This is a genomic window from Bradyrhizobium sp. WYCCWR 12699 (genome assembly GCF_032144035.1).
GTDB lineage: Bacteria > Pseudomonadota > Alphaproteobacteria > Rhizobiales > Xanthobacteraceae > Bradyrhizobium.
Window position 1 is genome coordinate 990,142 of sequence record NZ_JAVTJN010000032.1, and the last position, 19,970, is coordinate 1,010,111.

Genomic DNA, 19,970 nt, shown 5'->3' on the forward strand with positions numbered 1-19,970 from the left:
GCTGATCCCTACAACGGCCAACTCGTTACCGATACCGGGACCAGAGTGGAGGTTCCCCGAAAGCTGCGCGAGAGGCCCATACAGTGGCCCCGAGCCCGAGTTGGGGCTCGTGGGGGCTCCGGTGACCACGTGCCGGTCCGCGCATTTTAAATGGTCCGTTGATACCGGGGGACAGTCGAACAAACGACGCCGCCGATCCTCGCAAACGGCACTGGCGAGGTCGCACCGACCTGCTGATGTCGCAGCATTTTGACCGCGGGCCCAAGCCCTCGCCGGGCGCGTCAATCCTGCTGCGCGGCAACGAAGCGTGATCATCGCGCTCGAGACGCGGTGACGACAGCAACCATCCCCGGCCGGAGGCAGACTGCATGAAGACGCGATCCCGGCGCTCACAGCCCCTTGTGGCGCCGGGGTTAGCGGCGACGCGGCGTCCGTCGAGGCGATGAGTAAGCACCACCATGCCGGTGCGGTCAGCATGGTCGACCAGATGGGGCGTAGTCACGGAGACGCGCGCCTGCGCTTCATGGCGCCTGCCATTCGCCATGCCCAGCAGGCGAGATGCACGACGCGAGCGGCGTTTTCGGCGGTCGTCATCCCCGTCCGCAACGTGCTCGGCGACAACGCCAATTAGGGAACTAGGAACCATGGTTCGGCGAGTCGATTTACGCTTCCAGTCCCTCAATTCACGCGAACAGATGCAACGGATAGCCGGCGTCCTCCTTGGTCTTGCAGCCGCTTTGGCGGGATGCCAGCGGGAAGAGCGGCAGTTGCGGCTCGACCCGCCCGTTGCCGATGCGCTCGACAAGATCGCTCTGATGCCGAACCGCATCGGCGGCGCGCCGCCGGAGGTCTATCTCAAGCTCGGCAAACCCTACGAGACCAATGCGTACAATCTGAGCCAGGGCAAGCGGCTCTATAGCTGGTTCGGCTGCAAGAGCTGCCACGGCGACGGCCAAGGAGGCAGCGGCCCCGCCTTTCTCGACGGCTGGTGGTATTACGGCCCCGAGTTGGTCTCCATCTTCGCCTCGATCCGGGACGGGCGGCCGCATGGCATGCCCGCGTTCGCCGACAAGATGACGACGGATCAGATCTGGCAGCTCGCCGGCTATGTCCAGACCATCGGCTCCTACGAAGGCAAGACCGCCGCACCGAGCCGCAACGACGAGAAGCAGACGCGGCCTGCCGAAAATCGCGCGCCGGCCAAGCTGCGGTTCGACGAGGGCCCCTCGCCCGTGCATCCGGACCAGGGACCGACACCGTGATCCGCGCCGCCAGCAAAGCCGGTTTGAGCGCCATGCTCGCCGTCCCCCTGGCCGGCTGCGGCGGCAATTGGCAATCCGCGCTCGATGTCCATGGCAGCGCGGCGATCAGCCTGAAACATCTGATCATCCTGATCGTCACGGTCTGCTCAGTGGTCTGGATGTTGGTGATGGTCGCGCTGATCGCGGCGTTGTGGCGCAACCGCGAAGCGCACTCGACCTCTCCCGAACCGGCGCGCGAGCGACGCATGACCATGGCGGTCACTGGCGCCGTTGTCGCCACCATTCTGATCATCAGCACCTTCACCGTGTTGAGCTTCATTGCGACCCGCGCGCTCAATGTGGCCGGTCAGGACGACCTCACGATCCGGGTGCGGGGCCTGCAGTGGTGGTGGGGCCTCGAATATGTCGGCCCCGATCCGTCCCGGCGGTTCGAGACCGCCAATGAGATTCACGTTCCTGTCGGCCGCAACGTACGCCTCCAGCTCGAAGGTCTCGACGTGATCCACTCGTTCTGGGTCCCGAGTCTCGCCGGAAAGCAGGATCTCGTTCCTGGCCGACCGAACGAGCTCACCATCCGCGCCGAACGCGCCGGCGTCTATCGCGGCCAATGCGCCGAGTTCTGCGGCATGCAGCATGCTCATATGGCGCTGCTGGTGATCGCCGAACCGCAAGAGGATTTCGATCGATGGGCAGCAGCCCAGCGGGAGGCGGCGACGACACCCGCTGACGAGGAAGCCGCGGCCGGATTGCAGACGTTCCTGACCAAGCCGTGCGCAGCCTGCCATACCGTTCGAGGCACTGCGGCGGCCGGCACCACGGGACCCGATCTCACCCATGTCGGCAGCCGCCGCACCATCGCATCGGGCCTGTTCGAGACCACACGCGGCTCGCTCGCGGCCTGGATCGCCGACCCGCAGACCATCAAGCCGGGCAACAACATGCCTTTGGTGCCGCTGACGCCCGACGAGCTGCGCGCGGTGTCCGCCTATCTGGCGAGCCTGAAATGAACCGCCCCGCGACGGCGCCCGATACGCGCGACACCGACATCAAGGCCACGCGGCTGACCAGCGCGTTGGCGGAAACCTGGAAGACCCCCTCCGGATTCTGGGGCGCGCTCACGACCGTCGACCACAAGATCATCGGCCGCCGCTACATCTTCACGGCCTTCGTGTTTCTGGCGCTCGGCGGTGTGCTGGCAGCTCTGATGCGCCTCCAGCTCGCCCAGCCGGAGGCACGGCTGATCGGTCCCGACCGCTACAACCAGATCTTCACGATGCACGGCGCGAACATGATGTTCCTGTTCGCCGTGCCCGTGATGGAGGCCGTGGCGATCTATCTCGTGCCGCTGATGGTCGGCACCCGCAACATCGCGTTCCCGCGCCTGAACGCCTTCTCCTACTGGATCTATCTCGCCGGCGGCGCGCTGCTGTGGACCGCGTTCGCGCTCGACATGGGGCCCGACGTCGGCTGGTTTGCCTATGTGCCGCTGTCAGGCCCACAATACGGCGCCGGCAAGCGCGCCGACATCTGGGCGCAGATGATCACCTTCACCGAGCTCTCGGCCCTCGCCATCGCGGTGGAGCTGGTGGTCACCATCTTCAAGCAGCGGGCACCCGGCATGACGCTTGACCGCATCCCGCTGTTCGTCTGGGCCATGCTGGTGACGTCGTTCCTGGTGATCATGGCCATGCCGGCCATCATGATCGCGAGCACCGGGCTTATTCTCGACCGTCTCGTCGGCACGCATTTCTACAATCCGGCCGAAGGCGGCGACGTGTTGCTCTGGCAGCATCTGTTCTGGTTCTTCGGCCATCCCGAGGTCTACATCATCTTCCTGCCCGCTGCCGGCATGGTCTCGACCATGATCGAGCCATTCGCGCGACGGCCCGCCTTCGGCTATCTCGGGCTGGTGATGGCGCTGATCGCGACCGGCATCCTCGCCTTTGGGCTGTGGGTGCACCACATGTTCGTGGCGGGGCTGCCGCGGCTCGGCGACAGCTTCTTCACGGCATCCAGCATGGCAATCGCGATCCCTGCCGGCATCCAGATGTTCTGCTGGCTGGCCACGCTGTGGGACGGCAGGCCGGTGTTCAAGACGCCCCTGCTGTTCATTATCGGCTTCATCGTGACCTTCGTCATCGGCGGGTTGACTGGAGTGATGGTCGCGTCGGTCCCATTCGATACTCAGGTGCACGATACCTATTTCGTGGTCGCCCATTTCCATTACGTGCTGATCGGCGGCGCGGTGTTTCCCTTGCTCGGCGCCATCCACTACTGGTTTCCAAAGCTGACCGGACGCATGATGAGCGAAAGTCTTGGGCACTGGTCGTTCTGGCTCATCATTGTCGGCTTCAATGCCACCTTCTTTCCAATGCACATCCTCGGGCTCGAAGGCATGCCGCGCCGGGTTTACACCTACCAGCCCGACCTGCCCTGGCACGGCCTCAACGTGTTCGTCAGCCTGAGCTCTGTCGTGCTCACGATCGGCTTCCTGCTGTTCTTCATCAATGTCCTCCGGAGCGCACGCTTTGGCGAGGTTGCGCCGGACAATCCCTGGGATGCGCCGACGCTGGAATGGGCAACGACGTCCCCGCCCCCCAGCTACAATTTCCCGATGATCCCGGTCGTCGGGAGTCTGCATCCATTGTGGGTCGACCGCGACACCCTGCCCGTCGCCGACGGATTGCGCACCGATCGTCGCGAGCTGATCGTGACCAGTCTCGCGGCCGCCTCGCCGCAGGCGCGCGAGGCCTCGCCGCGGAACTCGATCTGGCCGCTGCTGGCGGCGGTCGCGACCACGGTCATGCTGATTTGGTCGATCTTCTCGCCCTGGGCCGTCGTTTGGGGTTCCATTCCGATCGCCATCACGCTGATCGGCTGGTTCTGGCCCAAGGGCACGCCGGAGGACGAGTCATGAGGGAGAAGATCGTGCTCAACCTCAGTCGATTACCGATGCACGGCATGGGCGCCGCGAGCGTCACCTGGTGGGGCACGCTGGCCTTCATGCTGATCGAAGGCACCGGCTTTGCACTCACCATCGCTGTCTATCTCTATCTGATGAGCCTGGCGGCGAACTGGCCGATCAACGCGCCGCGTCCCGACCTGCTTCCGGGCACGCTGATGACACTGATCCTCGGGATCAGCCTCATGCCGAACTTCCTGATTTCGCGCTGGGCTGAGCAGCAGGATCTGCGCAAGGTGCGGATCGGCATGGTGATCATGTCGATCTTCGGTATCGTCCCCTTGATCGTGCGCATCTTCGAATTTCCGGCTCTTCGAGTCAGCTGGGACAGCAATGCCTACGGCTCCATCGTGTGGATACTGCTGGGCCTCCATACCACCCACATCCTCACCGACCTCGTCGACACTCTGGTGTTGGCGGTACTGATGTTCACGCGGCATGGCCCGAACCGGCGCAGGTTCGGAGACGTCCAGGACAACGCCATGTATTGGAACTTTGTCGTCGCGACCTGGCTTCCGATCTATGGCTGCATCTATTGGCTGGCACGGCTATGAACACGTCAAACCGCTTCACCCATCTCTCGATCTGGGCGGGTCTGTGGTTCGCCCCGTTGATCTGGGCCGTGAACATGCAGCTCGGGCAGATCCTGCCCTATGCTGACTGCCGCTCGCAGCTGCACGCCTCCGCCATCATCTCGTTCGTCGGTGCGGTGTTCACGTCGGCGTCGGGCCTCATTTCCTGGTGGTCTCCACGCCGCGTCGGTGGCGGAGCCGCCGCGCAGAGCAATGCCCATTTCGGCGGGATTGTCAGTGCGCTCTCCGCCGGCATCTTCACCTTCGCCATGCTGATGCAGGGCGTCGCGGCATTGGTGTTGACCGGATGCGAAAAATAGCCCTCGCCATCATTGCCTGGTCGGTGCCGCCTGCGATCCATGCGCATGGGGTAGCGCCCGAGGCTGCGGCACCGAGCTGGACGTTCGATCCGTGGATCGTCGTGCCGCTGGCGGCGTTTGGCCTCATGTACGGCATCGGCGGGCTGGTGCTGGCGGCGAAGGGCCGCAAACGCCTATGGCAGGATGTCGTCTGCGCTGCAGGCTGGCTGACGCTGGCTGGCGCGCTGGTGTCGCCGCTGCACTGGCTGGGAGAGCGCCTCCTCTCCTTCCACATGATCGAGCACGAGATTCTGATGGCCGTGGCAGCGCCCCTGCTGGTGATTGCACGTCCGGTGGGAGCTCTGCTTTGGAGCCTGCCGCGACGGCTGAGGCTGGCGGTTGGCAGCGCGATGCGGCATCCGCTCTCGACGCGGCTGTGGTCCCTGCTGAGCGCGGGCCGCACCGCGACTCTGCTGCATGGGATCGCGATCTGGGCCTGGCACGCGCCGTCGCTGTTCGATGCGGCTGTCGATAACATCCTCCTGCACCGGCTGCAGCATCTGAGCTTCTTCCTGACCGCCATCCTGTTCTGGTGGGCGGTTTTCCGCCGCAGCGACACTGGCAGCGCCGCCTGGCATGTGTTCGTCACCATGCTCCACACCAGTATCCTCGGGGCGTTGATGGCACTGGCCCCTCGCCTCCTCTATCAGCAACACGCCGCCGCTGCGGCGGCCTGGGGTTTGACTCCACTCGAGGACCAGCAATTGGCCGGCGTCATCATGTGGGTCCCGGCCGGAACGATCTATGCGGGCGCCGCGCTCGCGCTGATCGCGCTGTGGATCCGGAGGGCGGGTCAATCCAGGGAGCGAGCGGATGCGCTTCACGCACCCTAGGTGGGCGTCCCTCGCCGTGGCGACCGCGAGCCTCCTGGTCGCCGCGGCCGTCGTGACAGGCTTCGCGCGCAGCGAACGCCAGCAAAATGAAGCGATCGCCGGCGCCATGTCCGGGGGCGATCCGGCCCGCGCGCCGGACTTGATCCGCCGCTATGGCTGCGCGGGCTGCCATACCATCTCAGGCATTCCCGGAGGCGACGGAAAGGTCGGTGGCTCGCTCGACGGCCTCCGCGGCCGGGTCTACGTTGCCGGCGTTGCGAGCAACACGCCGGACAATCTGGTTCAATGGATAGTGAAGCCACAGGCATTCTCGCCCCGCTCCGCGATGCCGGCAACCGGCATCACGGAAGCCGAGGCGCGCGACGTCGCGGCCTATCTTTACGCGCAATGAAGCCTGCTTAAGGACTCGGCGTCGGTCGCGACGGCAATGATTTGACGAAGGCGGCAATCGCTTCTCGGTCGCTGTCCGGCAGCATGGCCAGATTGGTGACGACGTCGGCCATGGACGAGCCGACGCGGCCGTGATTTGGCGTGATTCCCGTTTTCAGCATCGCCGCCAATTGCGCCTCCGACCAGTTGCCGAGGCGCGCAGCCGTAATGTTGGGATAGAAACCGGTGCCAACAGGATCCTGGCCACCGGCATACCGCGTGCTCGGCCTGATCCCGCCCAGCATGTCGCGCGAGGAATGGCATTCCGCGCAATGGGCTAACGCCTCGACCAGATAGCGGCCGCGATTCCATTTCTCATCCCCCGCCGGGTCTGGCACGATGGGGCCCGGCTTGAAGTACAGCATCTTCCAGAACCCCACGAAGCGCCGAATGCGGAATAACGGATTGATCTCATGGTCTGGCGGACGCCCCTTCACCGCCGGCAGCGTGCGCAGATAGGCCAAGAGATCCCGCACCTCCTCAGGGCGCATATGCGTGAAGCTGACGTAGGGAAAGACAGGGTAATAGTGGCTCCCGTCGGGAGACACGCCGCGCAGCAGGGCGTTGGCGAGATCCTCGGCGGTCCAGTTTCCGATGCCGTCAATCCGGTCGGGCGAGATGTTCGGCGCGCGAAACGTTCCGTAGGGCGATGCCAGAGCTATTCCGCCCCCGAGACGCAAGCGATCGGACTGGCCCGGCGAGGCGTGGCAGGAGGCGCAATCTCCGGCCGCAAACACGAGCTTGCCGCGCTCGGGATCGCCTTCCGTCTCGGATACGATCTGCGCTTCCGCCGCGGTCACGCGCTGCGGGGCGCTCACCAACCACGCGGCAGCCATTGCGGCGCAGCCGGCGAGGATTGCCAAGATCAGCCAGTGGCGCCCGCGCATCCCATCCTACTCCCGCCAAAACTCCGTCAGCTCTTCCGCGGTCACCAAATCCACCTGGCCATGAAAGCGAGTGCGATACATCGTCATGAGCGCGTCGTGACCGACATCGGAAGAACTGCACAATGCGTCTTCCACGATCACGATACGGAATCCGAGATCGACCGCGCTCATGACCGTCGACAGAACACAGACGTCCGTCTCGGCGCCCGAAACCACGATGGTGCCGACGTTCTTCTCGACCAGCAGGCGCGCAAGGCCGGGATTGCTGAATGCGGAATAGGCCGGCTTGTCGATGACGGCAGCCGGCGGCACGAACCGGCTCAGGACCGGCACGAGTTCGAGAGCGGATGGCGCAAGATGCCTGCGGGTCGCCTGATGCCAACGCCGGAAGTAGCTCTGCCATTGTCCGGGCCGATCCTCAGGCTTCTCCGGCGTGACGAAACGCGTGAAGATGGTTCTCGCCTGGCATCGCTCGACAATCGAGATGATTGTCGGCAGGACAAGCTCCATCCAAGGCGTCGCCCACAGCCCCCCGGGAGCGAAAATGTTCTGCATGTCGATGCACAAGTGAACGGCGTCCCTGATTTGCGCAATTCCCGAGGCGCTGTCTCTCATCGTCCTCCGACCCTGACCACGTAGTCGCTACAAATGGCGTGTCACGACGCCGAAATCACAGCCTCTTCCCCGTCGATCATCTCGGGAGGAACGTCCTTGAACAGACGCACCGGAACGGACTTCGCCGCCGGCACCTTGCTGCCCTCCGCGTAATGCCAGAGCGGAATGAGCACGTTGCACTCCGGGTAATAGCCCGCGATGCTCCTGCGCGGGATGCCGTAGGGAACGACCTGAAGTTCGCTCAAGCTGCGCTCGACGCCATCTCCCGCCTCCGTCACCAGGGTGACGGTATCTCCCGATTTCAGCCCGTCATCCTCCATGTCGACAGGATTCATGAAAACAACGTAACGGCCGCCCTTGATGCCGCGGAAGCGATCGTCCTCACTGTAGATCGTGGTGTTGAACTGTCCGTCGGCACGCATCGTCATCAGCTCGTAGATGCCGTCGCTCTCGCGCGGCGGCGCAAAGGCCGATTTTGGCACGGTGAAGTTCGCCTTGCCATTCGGCGTCTTCCACTTCCGTTCGCGAGCCGCAAGCGGCCGCGGAAATCCGCCGGGCTCGAACATGCGCTTGTTGAAGTCCTTGAACTGGTCGGGATAGGTGCGCTCGATTGCGTCCCGAACTTTCGAATAATCGCCGACCCATGCATCCCAATCGACCTTCGGATTTGGCTTCAACGTCGCCTTCGCGAGCGCGGCGACGATCGCCGGCTCGGACAGAAGGTGTTCGGCCACAGGCTTGCGCTGGCCGCGGGAGCCGTGGATGCAGGCGGTGGAATCCTCCATCGACACGGCCTGCTCGCCGCTATCCTGCCGGTCGATCTCGATCCGGCCGAGGCATGGCAGGAGATAGCTGACCTCGCCCGGCACGAGGTGGGTGCGGTTGAGCTTGGTCGCGATCTGCACGGAGAGGCGCAGGCCGGACCATGCGGGCTCCATCAATGACCGCTCCGGGACAGCGCGCAGAAAATTGCCACCGAGACCGACGAAGCCGCGAATGCTGCCTTTCAGGATTCCTTCGCATGCATCGACGGTGGACACCCCTTCCCACCGCGGAGGCTCGAAATCATAGAGCTCGGCGAGCTTGTCGAGCGGCACCAGCTTGGTCTTCTCGGAGATGCCGACCGTGCGCTGGCCCTGGACGTTGGAGTGCCCGCGGATCGGCGAAATCCCCGCGCCGGGCTTGCCGATATTGCCGCGGAGCAGCAGCAGGTTGATGATCATCTTCGCCGTCTCGACGCCGTGCTTGTGCTGGGTGATGCCCATGCCGTAATTGGCGATCACGGCGTTGGCCGCCATGTAGGTGTTTGCGGCCTCGCGCAGCGCCATGCGCGAAAGCCCTGAGGCGCGCTCGATTTCATCCCAATCCTGTGCCCGGCAGAACGCAGCGAACTCCTCGAAGCCCGTCGTGTGGTCCTGAATGAACGCGACATCGAGGACCCGCGCAGTTCCATTGTCGCGGGCGAGGTCGTCAGACTCGATCACCCATTTGCAAATCCCAGTGATGGCGGCGGCGTCGCCGCCAACCCGCACCTGATAATATTGCGAGCTGATGCGCGTGCCGCCGGCGATCATCTGCACCGGATTTTGCGGGTTGACGAAGCGCTCCAGGCCACGCTCGCGCAGGGGATTGAAGGTCACGATCGGCACGCCGCGCTGCGCCGCCTCCTGCAACGGATGCAGCATGCGCGGCGCATTGGTGGTGGTGTTGTGCCCGAAAAAAAAGATGCAATCGGTGACGTCGAAATCCTCCAGCAGCACCGTGCCGACCGGAACTCCGATCACCTCGGGCAACGCCACCGAGGTACTCTCGTGACACATGTTGGAGCTGTCGGGAAAATTGTTGGTCCCGTACATGCGGCCGAACAATTGATACATGTAGCTCGTTTCGAGCGAGGCGCGTCCGGACGTGTACATGACGACCGAGCGTGGATCGAGTCGGTTCAACTCGGCGCCGATATCCCGGAAGGCCTCGTCCCAAGCGACCGGCAGGTATTTGTCGCTGGCCCTATCGTAACGCATCGGCGTGGTCAGGCGGCCCTGCTCCTCCAGTTGATGATCCGACCAGGTTCGCAGTTCAGCCAGCGAATGTTGCGCAAAGAACTCCGGCGTTACAGTCTTGTTGGTCACTTCCCAGGCAGTCGCCTTGGCGCCGTTCTCGCAGAACTCGAACGGCCGCGGCTTGGCCGGCTTGGCCCAGGAGCAGCTCACGCACATGAACCCATCTGGCTTGTTCTGTTTCAGCAGGATCTCGCTGCCGAGGATCGCGACCTCTTCCTGCGTTAGGATGTGAGCCACGGCGTTGAGAGAGCCCCAGCCACCGGCGGGAGAATCGTTTTTCTCGACTTTAGCCTTTTGCCGCATGACGCATCCTTCGATCGCAAACCACACCTAGCGCCCTGCACCCAAAACCCGAGATGTCATCGCAAGTTCCTAAGCGTTCGGAACCTTGCCTTGGCTCGCGCGTCATGACTCGATCCTAGGACGCATCCATGCACGGCTCTCAACTCGACGTATGCGATAGCGCGTCTACGCCCCCCGCCTCGGTCGCGGTGCCAAGGCTGACGTCGAGCGGTGCGCAGGATGCGCGCATCGTAGCGGAGGAGTGCCCGGTAGCACTCGTCTATGACGGGACCACCGCGGCAGTGCTGATGGCGACTCCCGCCGATTTGACGGATTTGGCCCGAGGCTTCAGCCTTACGGAAGGAATTATCGGGGACATTGGCGAGATCGAGGAACTCTCCGTCGTCCCGGGTCCCGACGGCATCGAACTTCGGCTATGGCTGCGACCGGACGCCGGACGGCGCCTGAAGGAGCGACGGCGGCTGCTCGTGGGACCCACCGGCTGCGGCCTTTGCGGCATCGACAGTTTGCGCGAAGCCGGCCGGATCGTTCGGCCCATCGAGCACCCCGCCTGCCTCGCGCCTCAACAGATCGGTGCAGCGATCGCAGCTCTCACGGAGCTACAAACCCTCAACCACGCGACCCACGCCACCCATGCGGCAGGTTTTTTCCAGCCGGGCAGCAGGTCCATGGTGGTTCGCGAGGACGTCGGTCGGCATAACGCGCTCGACAAGCTCGCCGGCGCACTCGCCGTCGAGGGAATAGCCGGGTGCGCTGGCGCCATCATCCTCACTAGTCGGATATCGGTCGAGATGGTGCAGAAGGCCGCAGCGATCGGCGCGGGAATAGTCGTCGGCATGTCAGCGCCGACCGCGCTTGCCATCCGGACGGCGGAAGCAACCGGCATCGCGGTCGTCGGTATCGCGCGCGGAGAGGCGTTCGAGATCTTCAGCCACTCAGAGCGAATTTACGCTCACACCCCTGGGCGTCTTTAGCCGGCGGATCCCTGCAGAAACACTTGAGGACCGACCGGCGCCTCGCCGACAACTTGTCCGGTAGAATCCGCGCGGTGAAGTTCGCGAACGATCTCTCAATCAGAGTGGTCACTGCACGGTGCTTGTTATGAAGTTATTCCTTCACGAGTTCGTAGCGTATCGCCATGAGGAGGATGGCTGTTGGCCGTCGTACGACTTGGCCTGATTCAGCCAGGAACGGCCCATGGCCCCGAAGCCTTGGGCGGAAGCTAAGTCTCTACAGAGGCCGCTTGCGGATGGGGTCCTGCAGATCATTGCAACCGGCGATAAGGACGACGCAGGACCTGGGGAGTAGGCGGACGACGTCAGGCGATTTTGAAAACATCGGCGCGGGCGTTAAGCCATTCCGGCTCAATATAAACGATCCGAACTCCGTCAGGGTTAACCAAGGCAGCCCGTCGGTGACCGCGATGATACCTCTGTCGGCTACGTTTATATTTAAAGCGGCGCTCGTATTCACTTGCGCTGTTCTCAAATCGAAGATCGATGCCTAGCTCGACGAATGATCGCGCCAGGCCGCGTTTCCTCGTCAACTGACATCGGGTCGATACTATGGCGTTGGGCTGCGCCGCTCTTTTGGCACCTCAATGGATGGGCGGACAAACGAGCGAGGAACGGGCTGTTCAATGAGCCACCGCGTCACATAATGCGAACAAAGGAGCGGTTTGAACATCGAATCGGGGCGGCGATTCGCGTATTCGATGTTATGGAAGAAGCGCTCCATAGAGCAACCCGAGCGTGAAGCAATTGCTGTTTTCGCGCGCGCCTGAACTGCTACCGTCCGCTTGATCTTCGACCTGACCTCGGAGCTACCTTCCGATAGGTTTGCAGTTCTTCAAGCATTTAACGGCCCTGGCACCTGCTACTGCGAACGCGAGGCCCCTTCACCGCATGTCTCGCGGCAATATTTTACCGCTCTTGGTTGTCACGGGAATTCTTATGAACCGTCAAGCATGGGTTGATATACTAAACTAAAGTTCGCAACTCTTTTCTGAGGGGGCCGCATGCTGAACCCTCACGAGTCGGTCTCACAGTGTCTCACCGGCGGAGGTGAGATGGGCGCAGCGATGCGCGCGCTTGATTGGTCGAGCAGCTGCGTCGGTCCACCGAACCGTTGGCCTGAATCTCTCCAGACCTTGGTAAGGGTAATGCTCAACACAAACCACCCGATGTTGATCTGGTGGAGCCCGGAGCTCGTTCAATTCTACAATGACGCCTTTCGTGAAATTGCCGGAAGCGCTCTCAGGCAAACCGGATTGGGCGTTTCCGGCGAGAAATTCTGGAGAGAGATTTGGCACATAATCGGCCCCGACATCGGACACGTCATGAGTGGCAAAGGAGGAGTCTGGCGCGAACGCCAGCGCATTCCACCCGGCTCGACAGATGACACGCGCCAAACTTTTTGGAGCTATAGTTTTAGCCCTATAGCGGAAGGAGACGGGGTCGGTGGCGTACTAGTTGTCTGTCGAGACGAGACCCAGGAGTACCGCGCCACTCTAGCTTTGCGCGCTCGAGAAGCAGAACTTGCCCGCGTTCAGCAGATTGGCAAAATCGGGGGCCTTGAAGTTAATCTGACAACGGGCTTCCGAAATCGTCGCTCCCCCGAATACTTGGCCATTCACGGCTTACCGCCGGAAGCTGCCCATGAAACGCACGAGGATTGGGTCAGGCGAATTCATCCGGAGGACCGAGAGAGAGCCGAAAGCACGTTCATCAATGCCGTCAATGGTAATGTGCCCGGCTACTCAACTAAGTATCGGATCATCCGCCCGTGTGACGGAGCAACACGCTGGATACTTGTCACAACAGAAATCGAACGTGACAAGAATGGGAAAGCAATACGCCTCGTTGGCGCACATGCGGACGTCACAGAGCAGGTCCTAGCTGAGGAGGCTCTGCGCCGAAGCGAAGAAAAGTTTAAGAAGCTCGCAGGAGAGCTTTCCGAATCTCTAGAGAAGCTGCGAGCCACTCAAGATCGCCTAGTTCAAGCCGAAAAGCTTGCGTCTCTCGGGCGTTTGACTGCGGGCATAGCCCACGAGATCAAGAACCCACTCAACTTCGTCAACAACTTCGCACGCCTCTCCAACGAACGAATCGACGATCTATTGCGTGCTATCGCGAAGTCGCCCCCCAAGCCGGGTATCGCAGAGGAGATCGATCATTTAACTAGGACGCTGCAACGCAACTTAGACAAAGTGGTGCAGCATGGCAAACGTGCAGACAGCATCGTGCAAAATATGCTTCTCCACTCTCGATCCGGCTCAAGCGAACATCGTCCAGTCGACATCAACGGCCTTGTGGACGAGACCCTCAATCTTGCATTCCATGGAGCTCGAGCGCAGCAGCGCGATTTCAACGCGAGGCTCTTGCGAAGCTTCGACAGTAACGCTGGAAAGGTCGATCTATACCCGCAAGAAATTTCTCGAGTCTTCCTCAATCTAATCTCTAACGGCTTCTATGCAGCGACCCACCGTCAAACACATTCCAGTTCTATTACGTCTCACGTTGAGCCAACGTTGAGTGTGAGTACCAAGAGCCTAGAAAATGGCGTCGAAATTCGGATCCGCGACAACGGCGACGGCATTCTTCCCCGGTTCAGAGAAAAGATATTCGAGCCGTTTTTCTCGACCAAGCCGGTCGGAGAAGGAACCGGGTTAGGACTTTCTATCTGTCATGACATCGTGGTCAAGCAACACCGTGGTGCGATCCATGTCGAGACTATCCCGGGTGAGTTCTGCGAATTCGTCGTGGTGCTACCGCGCAAGAACTTTGAATGAGTATCTGCTATGACAGGGACAATTCTCGTCGTGGACGATGAGCCAGACCTGGAGGAAGTCATCCTTCAACACTTTCATCGCCAAATTGATGGCGGAACTCTCAGGTTTATGTTCGCTCGCGACGGGGTTGAGGCTCTCCAGTTGGTCGAAGGCACGCCAGGAATTGAGGTTGTCCTCTTAGATATAAACATGCCTCGGCTGGACGGGCTGTCCACACTGCAAGCACTCCAGAGAACAGATAGTGGGCAATCAACTATCATTGTGTCTGCGTACGGCGACATGGGCAATATTCGCGCGGCGATGAATCGCGGGGCGTTTGACTTTATTACTAAGCCGATCGATCTCGATGATTTGGAACTCACAATCCAAAGGACGTTACAACACGTCTGCATGTTACGCGAAATCCGTAGTCGCCAGCTCGAGGCTGAGCGCGCACAGGCCTCTCTTTCGCGCTACTTTTCGCCTCAGCTGGCTAGCCGATTGGCGGCAGGATCAGAGAATGGTGGCATGGATGTGCACCACCGCGAGATAGCTGTACTCTTCACCGACATTAGCGGATTTCTTTCGCTAGTTGAAAAGATGGCGCCCTCGACTTTGGGGGACATGCTGAACGAGTATATGTTCGGAATGACTGAGACGATATTTGCTCATGACGGCACTGTTGCCAAAATAATTGGCGATGCGATTCAGGTGCTCTTCAATGCACCAAGCGATCAGACTGATTACGCGACTCGAGCCATTTCGTGCGCACATGCTCTCGATCATTGGGCCGAAGAGTTTCGATTACGATGGAAGCGGAAGGGAGTGAACTTTGGCGCAACGCGAATAGGCGTTCATGCGGGTCCAGCCCTCGTAGGCAATTTCGGCGGAAATCGGTTTTTCGATTATACCGCTCACGGCGACACGATGAATACCGCCGCGAGGCTTGAGGCCGCGAACAAGGTCATGGGAACAAGGGTTTGTGTAAGTGGCGAGCTGGCTGGCCGGGCAGATAGATTCCGCGGACGTCCGATTGGCCGACTTACGTTGCGAGGCCGAAGCGAGCCTCTGCAGGCATACGAACCTCTATCTGTGGCGGACTTCGACAGCGACAAGACGATCGACTATCTCAAGGCCTATGCCCAATTAGAGGCGGACGACCCCGGAGCCATGCCGGCTTTCGCGGCACTGATCGCTCGCAACTGCAACGACAACCTTGCGGGCTTTCATCTCAGGCGCCTGCTTAATGGTGCCCACGGCATAGACATCCGACTCGAGTAACCTGCGCGCGGTGCCGGTCATTCGGAGGCGCTCCCCGAGCACGGATTCATTCGGATATCCATTGTTATGGAAGAAGCCGGCCAAAGGCCCACGTCTGGCTTCATTGCCCTAGCGCCCGCGGCTTGCGAAGCACTGCCTTTACCTGGTTCGCTGACTGACAGTTGGCCAGTGCGACGGTGAGCGGACCTAGATTGGCCTTCCGTCTCTTGTTACAATTGCCTCCAACACGCTCCGTACTCTCTGCGCCAGGTCGCTTTGGGTAAAGGGCTTCTGGATGAGAGAAACACCGGGATCAAGTCGACCCTGATGAACGATGGCGTCGCGAGAGTAACCGGTCATGTAAAGAACCTTCAGACCGGGCCGGCGGCGCTGCGCCTCGACAGCTAAGGCGCGTCCGTTTATGCCTGGCATCACGACGTCGGTCAGGAGCAGGTCCACCTGGCTCGTGGCGAGGACATTAAGCGCTGCACTACCATCCTGTGCTTGCATGACTTCATAGCCTAGTTCGACCAATGTGTCGGTCACGAACTGCCGCACGCCCTCATCGTCCTCTGTGACCAGCACACGCTCACCATCGCCGCGAGGAACGCCTCCGATTGCCTGCTCTTTACGCTCTGGTTCACTGGCATCCTTTCGTCGCGGGAGATAGATCGTGACCGTCGTGCCTGCACCCGGTGTTGAGTTTATTCTAACGTCACCATCGCTCTGCTTGACGAAGCCGTAGACCTGGCTCAGCCCGAGGCCGGTCCCCGTTCCGGGCGGTTTGGTTGTAAAGAACGGCTCGAAAGCTTTGTCGGCCACTTCCGGGGCCATACCTATTCCTGTGTCCTTGACGGAAATGGACACGTATTGCGGGGCATTCAGTTGATCAGACGATGCGGAGAACTGCTCGTCCAGGGACGCGTTTGACGTTTCTAGTATGAGCGTGCCTCCATTCGGCATCGCGTCTCGGGCGTTGAGCGCCAAGTTCAACACCGCAGATTCGAGCTCAGTTAGGTCAGCCTGCGCCTCCCACAGATCAGGCGCGAGATTTGTTTCAATTGAGATTGTCTCACCAAGGGTTCGAGCCAGCATGTCCGTCAAATTCTGGACCAGTCTGTTCAAGTCAACTGGCCTTGGATCGAGTGCTTGCTTCCGAGAGAACGCCAAAAGACGTTTGGTGAGTTCGGCTGCCTTCAACGCGCCCTTTTGAGCGTTTTCGATCAACGCTTTTGGCTTTTCGTCGGTGACCCTACGGCTCGCCATCTGCAGATTGCCAATGATGATCGTCAGCAGATTGTTGAAGTCATGCGCGATGCCGCCGGTGAGCTGACCGACCGCTTCAATCCGCTGCGAACGACGCATCTCCTGCTCCAGAGTTTCTCGACGCTCTGCCTCTGCATAAAACGCGGCTGTGCTACGAGCGGTGAGAACGATGAAGAAACAGACCAGAGCGAGGGCGGGTGCGCCGATGGCCAGATAGCCACCTACCTGCCGGAGCCACGCGCTTCGTATTTCGGACGTCTCCATGCTGGAAGAAACATACACCGGCAGTCCCGCAAGCTTTCTAACTGCAAAGCGGCGCTCTAGTCCGTCTACGTTCGATACCGTCGTATATCTTCCTCCCTCCGGATTATTTTTGATCAGCTGGCCAAAGCCACTCGACGGATCCAATACGATGCCAGGACGAGCCGCGATCGGGTGACGGGCGAGAACAGCACCGTCGTCTCGAATCAAGGCAAAGCTTGCGCTCGACTTGCCGCGCAATGTTGCATAGAGATTTTCAAAAGCCGAGGGTAAGACAGAGATCAGAGTGTAACCGTTGAAAGTACCCGAGCTATCGTGCCGTCGTTTGCTAACCGGAAACAGGATTGCACCCGTCAGAGAGATGCCGACCACGCGCCCAATGTAAGCTTCTTCGCTTTGAGCCAGCTCTGCCTTAAGGTGAGATCGTTCTGGTGCGTTGAAAGCAGGCGGGACTGGAAAAAATAGAGACGAGAGTAATGCATCGCCATTGCGGTCGAGCACCCAGATTGAACTAATGTCTGGAAAAGTATGCGCGAATTGCTTCAGGCGCTCACTTAGCTCAGCTCCGGAATCCTTGATCGTCGAGTCCGTCTTGCCGCGCGTGATCTGGTCAATACTGTCCAGCGTGACGTTGATCGAGCGAAACACGCGAAGAGCCTGTTCCGCTGATACCTCCAAGCTACGTTCAATTCGCTCGTCTGCCAGTTCAAACGCATCCTGGTAAGCGGCGTATGCCGCATATGCGAACACCAGGGCTGGAGCAATGACTGAGGCCGCCAGCGAAATCCACAGCCATCGGAGGGCTGCATCTTTCCGCTGCTTCATCGCTTAATAGGCCTCTCCAGTAGCCACAGACTTAAAATATCTCCTTAGTCATGTTTTCTTTCCGATGCCAGTGTGTTCTGGGTTCCAAACGCTAGGCCGAAAGTATGTCCGGCAAACCGCGATCTCTCTAAGCCTGACTCTCGCACGCTTCAGAGAAATGGGTTCCGCATTTCGAACGGGCACAGAACTTATAGCTCGCATCCACGGCTTGGAGCAGATGCGAGCCACGTTGCACTGTTTTAAGAGCCGCGCTCTCCGCTCATGATGGGGCCGAATCGCTCCCAGCTCTCACCTTTGAAGCGCATCATTTGAAGCTGTTCGATGGGAGCAAAGTCGTTGGGCCCGGTCTTGATCCGAGTGCCAGGTAGATAGATCCCAATTTCGAAATCGAGGCTGGCGGCCTGCTTCATTACATTCTCACGAGTGAGGTTGTCGCCGCACTGCCGTAGCACCTGCTCCAACCCCTTTGCGACCCCATAGCCAAATACGGTAGCGGAGTCGTCAAGATCACCTTCGGGATACCACTTGGTCATGAACGCTCGCCACTCGTTCATGGCAGGGTCCGTTTTCCACTCGGCGTCCTTCGGATCCTTCAAGTAAGCTGTCGAAAGAATCCCCTGGCTTGCCTCGTAACCGGCTGGCTTGATGACACCTCCAATCGAACCAGACACATTGGTCAAAAACTGCACCGGATGCCAGTTTAGTTCAGTAACCTTCTTGATAGCCTGAGCAGCAAACTTCGGAGTTGCGATGTTTACGAAGATATCCGGGTTTGAGCCTTTGATTTGAACGATCTGAGAATCGACCGTTGGCGAACTCGTTTCGTAGGGCGCCTCCACGACGATGAGCTTGCCCGCTTGATCACCGAGCCCGTCCTTCAGTCCAACGACGTAATCCTTCCCAAAATCGTCGTTCTGGTAGAGAACCCCGATCGTCTTCCCCGGATAGTTCTGGAGGATGTACTTGCCATAAATTCGAGCCTCGACCTGATAACTTGGCTGCCATCCCATCGTCCAAGGAAAATTCTTCGGATCATTCCACTTGGCAGCGCCCGTCGAGACGAATAGCTGCGGGACCTTCTTCGCATTCATGTATTTCTGAATTGCCGTGTTGCCTGGCGTCCCAAGGGGGTTGAAGATCAGCAACACCTCATCGCTCTCAACTAGCTTGCGAGCCTGCTCAACCGTTTTCGGTGGGCTGTAGGTATCGTCATAAGAGATGAAGTTGATCTTCCGGCCATTGATGCCGCCTTCAGAGTTGATTTTGTTGAAGTAAGCCGCCTCTGTTTTGCCGATGGTGGCGTAAGCCGAAGCTGGGCCTGAGTAGGGCATGATGTTGCCGACTTTGATCTCCGTATCGCTTGCTCCGGGATCGTACTTTTTCTGCGCATTGGCGGCGGCAGAGAGAGTCAATAGAGTTGCCGCCGCAATGGCGACCGAACAAGCGAACTTCACGTAATCACTACGCATCCTTGTCCTCCCAAACGTCCGGCTCTTGCTTAAAGACTTCTCGGCCGGGCTTCTTGAGTATGCACGACAATGAAGGGGACGCCAGGCGCGATGGCAGTTCCATCGGAATCCGAATTGAGGTGGCAGCGCACAATTCCTCCTGTTGGAATATCGGTCCACCAGGAAGTGGCAAAAACAGCCAAGAGAGCGAGCTGCACCTGATACTCGTGGCCGCCGAACGGGGATGCGGCAGTCACCACCACTGGCGGGCAAGCGGTAGGCTTGGCGTCATCGCTTCTGCGAACCTTGAGCCGCTAGCCCCCTCTGCCCTGTATCGCCTTGAAGATGCAAGTGGCGAGAAGAGTTTCTCTCGATTTTCGGAAACGAGGAACTCGTCGCTTAGAAGGTCGCGTGGTTGCCAGAGCATTTCCACTCTTGTTTCCGAGTCCATCGTATTTATCTGACTTACATGAACTTAACAGACATTCAGGATTTCGCGATCCAGGCCCGGGTGGCAGCGGTGCTCGGAGCGGCGGAGTTTGATCGCGTTTTCGCTGGCATTCGTTTTGCCGAGGTTGAGGGCCCGCTGCTTTACGTCTTCGCCAGGGACGAAGCTGCCGCCGCAACGATTGAGGACGACTTCTCTCCGCTCATCGCAGACATAGCAGGCCGAATCCTGAAGCACGAAATCGAAGTCGTGCTCGTGCTGCCGAAGGTTCTGCAGTAGCTCAATTCGATTCGACGATTTCCGTCGCAAGTATTGCGACCGCCCGCCTGCCAGCCTCGGTCGAACCGCCGAGCGTTTGTGTGTGCTTGCTGGCGTACTCGACGATCTATTCAGCAACGAACTTGCGGGCTG

17 protein-coding genes are annotated in these 19,970 nt (G+C 60.2%); 12 read left to right on the top strand and 5 right to left on the bottom strand.

Annotation, left to right across the window (positions count from 1 at the left end; genetic code table 11):
* The first annotated feature begins 442 nt into the window (after nucleotides 1-442).
* The 8 genes from RPS27_RS19500 to RPS27_RS19535 all read left to right on the top strand — a co-directional run bounded on the left by RPS27_RS19500 (nucleotide 443) and on the right by RPS27_RS19535 (nucleotide 6,379).
* A complete protein-coding gene (locus RPS27_RS19500) occupies nucleotides 443-631 on the top strand; it encodes a hypothetical protein (protein ID WP_313754169.1) in 189 nt (62 codons plus the stop codon).
* Between the two features lie 64 nt (nucleotides 632-695).
* Nucleotides 696-1,262: a cytochrome c gene (locus RPS27_RS19505; RefSeq protein ID WP_313754170.1), complete on the top strand. Its 567-nt coding sequence runs from the start codon at nucleotides 696-698 to the stop codon at nucleotides 1,260-1,262.
* A 32-nt stretch (nucleotides 1,263-1,294) separates the two neighbouring features.
* A complete protein-coding gene (gene coxB, locus RPS27_RS19510; RefSeq protein ID WP_313754211.1) occupies nucleotides 1,295-2,269 on the top strand; it encodes a cytochrome c oxidase subunit II in 975 nt (324 codons plus the stop codon).
* Entirely contained in the window at nucleotides 2,266-4,179 is a 1,914-nt protein-coding gene (ctaD, locus tag RPS27_RS19515; protein ID WP_313754171.1) for a cytochrome c oxidase subunit I, read from the top strand. The genes coxB and ctaD overlap by 4 nt, the downstream gene beginning before the upstream one ends.
* Complete coding sequence (locus tag RPS27_RS19520) at nucleotides 4,176-4,778, top strand: cytochrome c oxidase subunit 3 (protein ID WP_313754172.1); 603 nt, start codon at nucleotides 4,176-4,178, stop codon at nucleotides 4,776-4,778. Before ctaD ends, RPS27_RS19520 begins: the two co-directional genes overlap by 4 nt.
* A complete protein-coding gene (locus RPS27_RS19525) occupies nucleotides 4,775-5,116 on the top strand; it encodes a hypothetical protein (protein ID WP_313754173.1) in 342 nt (113 codons plus the stop codon). The genes RPS27_RS19520 and RPS27_RS19525 overlap by 4 nt, the downstream gene beginning before the upstream one ends.
* Nucleotides 5,104-5,988, top strand: coding sequence for a cytochrome c oxidase assembly protein (locus RPS27_RS19530; RefSeq protein ID WP_313754174.1), 885 nt, complete (start codon nucleotides 5,104-5,106; stop codon nucleotides 5,986-5,988). The genes RPS27_RS19525 and RPS27_RS19530 overlap by 13 nt, the downstream gene beginning before the upstream one ends.
* Nucleotides 5,969-6,379, top strand: a complete 411-nt coding sequence (locus RPS27_RS19535) for a c-type cytochrome (protein ID WP_313754175.1) — start codon at nucleotides 5,969-5,971, stop codon at nucleotides 6,377-6,379. The genes RPS27_RS19530 and RPS27_RS19535 overlap by 20 nt, the downstream gene beginning before the upstream one ends.
* Before the next feature lie 7 nt (nucleotides 6,380-6,386).
* Here RPS27_RS19535 and RPS27_RS19540 read toward each other — a convergent pair whose 3' ends face one another.
* Genes RPS27_RS19540 through RPS27_RS19550 form a run of 3 tightly spaced genes read right to left on the bottom strand, consistent with a single transcriptional unit; the run spans nucleotide 6,387 to nucleotide 10,282 of the window.
* Nucleotides 6,387-7,304, bottom strand: a complete 918-nt coding sequence (locus RPS27_RS19540; RefSeq protein ID WP_313754176.1) for a cytochrome c — start codon at nucleotides 7,302-7,304, stop codon at nucleotides 6,387-6,389.
* Between the two features lie 6 nt (nucleotides 7,305-7,310).
* On the bottom strand, nucleotides 7,311-7,919 hold the full coding sequence (locus RPS27_RS19545; protein ID WP_313754177.1) for a cysteine hydrolase: 609 nt from the start codon (nucleotides 7,917-7,919) through the stop codon (nucleotides 7,311-7,313).
* Nucleotides 7,920-7,960: 41 nt separating this feature from the next.
* Nucleotides 7,961-10,282: an FdhF/YdeP family oxidoreductase gene (locus RPS27_RS19550; protein WP_313754178.1), complete on the bottom strand. Its 2,322-nt coding sequence runs from the start codon at nucleotides 10,280-10,282 to the stop codon at nucleotides 7,961-7,963.
* Between the two features lie 227 nt (nucleotides 10,283-10,509).
* On the opposite strand from RPS27_RS19550, the gene fdhD reads away from it, so the two are divergent.
* The 3 genes from fdhD to RPS27_RS19565 all read left to right on the top strand — a co-directional run bounded on the left by fdhD (nucleotide 10,510) and on the right by RPS27_RS19565 (nucleotide 15,332).
* Complete coding sequence (fdhD, locus tag RPS27_RS19555) at nucleotides 10,510-11,256, top strand: formate dehydrogenase accessory sulfurtransferase FdhD (RefSeq protein WP_313754212.1); 747 nt, start codon at nucleotides 10,510-10,512, stop codon at nucleotides 11,254-11,256.
* A gap of 1,094 nt (nucleotides 11,257-12,350) precedes the next feature.
* Nucleotides 12,351-14,072 carry an ATP-binding protein gene (locus tag RPS27_RS19560; protein WP_313754179.1) on the top strand — a complete coding sequence of 574 codons (1,722 nt, stop codon included), beginning with the start codon at nucleotides 12,351-12,353 and terminating at the stop codon, nucleotides 14,070-14,072.
* A gap of 9 nt (nucleotides 14,073-14,081) precedes the next feature.
* Nucleotides 14,082-15,332, top strand: a complete 1,251-nt coding sequence (locus RPS27_RS19565; RefSeq protein ID WP_313754180.1) for a response regulator — start codon at nucleotides 14,082-14,084, stop codon at nucleotides 15,330-15,332.
* Nucleotides 15,333-15,518: 186 nt separating this feature from the next.
* Here the strand turns inward: RPS27_RS19565 and RPS27_RS19570 are convergent, their stop codons facing one another.
* The gene (locus RPS27_RS19570; RefSeq protein ID WP_313754181.1) at nucleotides 15,519-17,663 is read right to left on the bottom strand and encodes a hybrid sensor histidine kinase/response regulator; all 2,145 of its coding nucleotides are present in this window, start codon (nucleotides 17,661-17,663) and stop codon (nucleotides 15,519-15,521) included.
* A 239-nt stretch (nucleotides 17,664-17,902) separates the two neighbouring features.
* Nucleotides 17,903-19,132, bottom strand: coding sequence for an ABC transporter substrate-binding protein (locus RPS27_RS19575; protein WP_313754182.1), 1,230 nt, complete (start codon nucleotides 19,130-19,132; stop codon nucleotides 17,903-17,905).
* A gap of 394 nt (nucleotides 19,133-19,526) precedes the next feature.
* On the opposite strand from RPS27_RS19575, the gene RPS27_RS19580 reads away from it, so the two are divergent.
* Nucleotides 19,527-19,838 (top strand): hypothetical protein, encoded by a 312-nt coding sequence (locus RPS27_RS19580; RefSeq protein WP_313754183.1) that lies wholly within the window; start codon nucleotides 19,527-19,529, stop codon nucleotides 19,836-19,838.
* Nucleotides 19,839-19,970: the final 132 nt, after the last annotated feature.

Excerpts from the sequence above, each read along its gene's own strand:
- RPS27_RS19500 (WP_313754169.1), top strand. The coding sequence starts at position 443 with ATGAGTAAGCACCACCATGCCGGTGCGGTCAGCATGGTCGACCAGATG.
- RPS27_RS19505 (WP_313754170.1), top strand. The coding sequence starts at position 696 with ATGCAACGGATAGCCGGCGTCCTCCTTGGTCTTGCAGCCGCTTTGGCG.
- coxB (WP_313754211.1), top strand. The coding sequence starts at position 1,295 with ATGCTCGCCGTCCCCCTGGCCGGCTGCGGCGGCAATTGGCAATCCGCG.
- ctaD (WP_313754171.1), top strand. The coding sequence starts at position 2,266 with ATGAACCGCCCCGCGACGGCGCCCGATACGCGCGACACCGACATCAAG.
- RPS27_RS19520 (WP_313754172.1), top strand. The coding sequence starts at position 4,176 with ATGAGGGAGAAGATCGTGCTCAACCTCAGTCGATTACCGATGCACGGC.
- RPS27_RS19525 (WP_313754173.1), top strand. The coding sequence starts at position 4,775 with ATGAACACGTCAAACCGCTTCACCCATCTCTCGATCTGGGCGGGTCTG.
- RPS27_RS19530 (WP_313754174.1), top strand. The coding sequence starts at position 5,104 with ATGCGAAAAATAGCCCTCGCCATCATTGCCTGGTCGGTGCCGCCTGCG.
- RPS27_RS19535 (WP_313754175.1), top strand. The coding sequence starts at position 5,969 with ATGCGCTTCACGCACCCTAGGTGGGCGTCCCTCGCCGTGGCGACCGCG.
- RPS27_RS19540 (WP_313754176.1), bottom strand. The coding sequence starts at position 7,304 with ATGCGCGGGCGCCACTGGCTGATCTTGGCAATCCTCGCCGGCTGCGCC.
- RPS27_RS19545 (WP_313754177.1), bottom strand. The coding sequence starts at position 7,919 with ATGAGAGACAGCGCCTCGGGAATTGCGCAAATCAGGGACGCCGTTCAC.
- RPS27_RS19550 (WP_313754178.1), bottom strand. The coding sequence starts at position 10,282 with ATGCGGCAAAAGGCTAAAGTCGAGAAAAACGATTCTCCCGCCGGTGGC.
- RPS27_RS19560 (WP_313754179.1), top strand. The coding sequence starts at position 12,351 with ATGGGCGCAGCGATGCGCGCGCTTGATTGGTCGAGCAGCTGCGTCGGT.
- RPS27_RS19565 (WP_313754180.1), top strand. The coding sequence starts at position 14,082 with ATGACAGGGACAATTCTCGTCGTGGACGATGAGCCAGACCTGGAGGAA.
- RPS27_RS19570 (WP_313754181.1), bottom strand. The coding sequence starts at position 17,663 with ATGAAGCAGCGGAAAGATGCAGCCCTCCGATGGCTGTGGATTTCGCTG.
- RPS27_RS19575 (WP_313754182.1), bottom strand. The coding sequence starts at position 19,132 with ATGCGTAGTGATTACGTGAAGTTCGCTTGTTCGGTCGCCATTGCGGCG.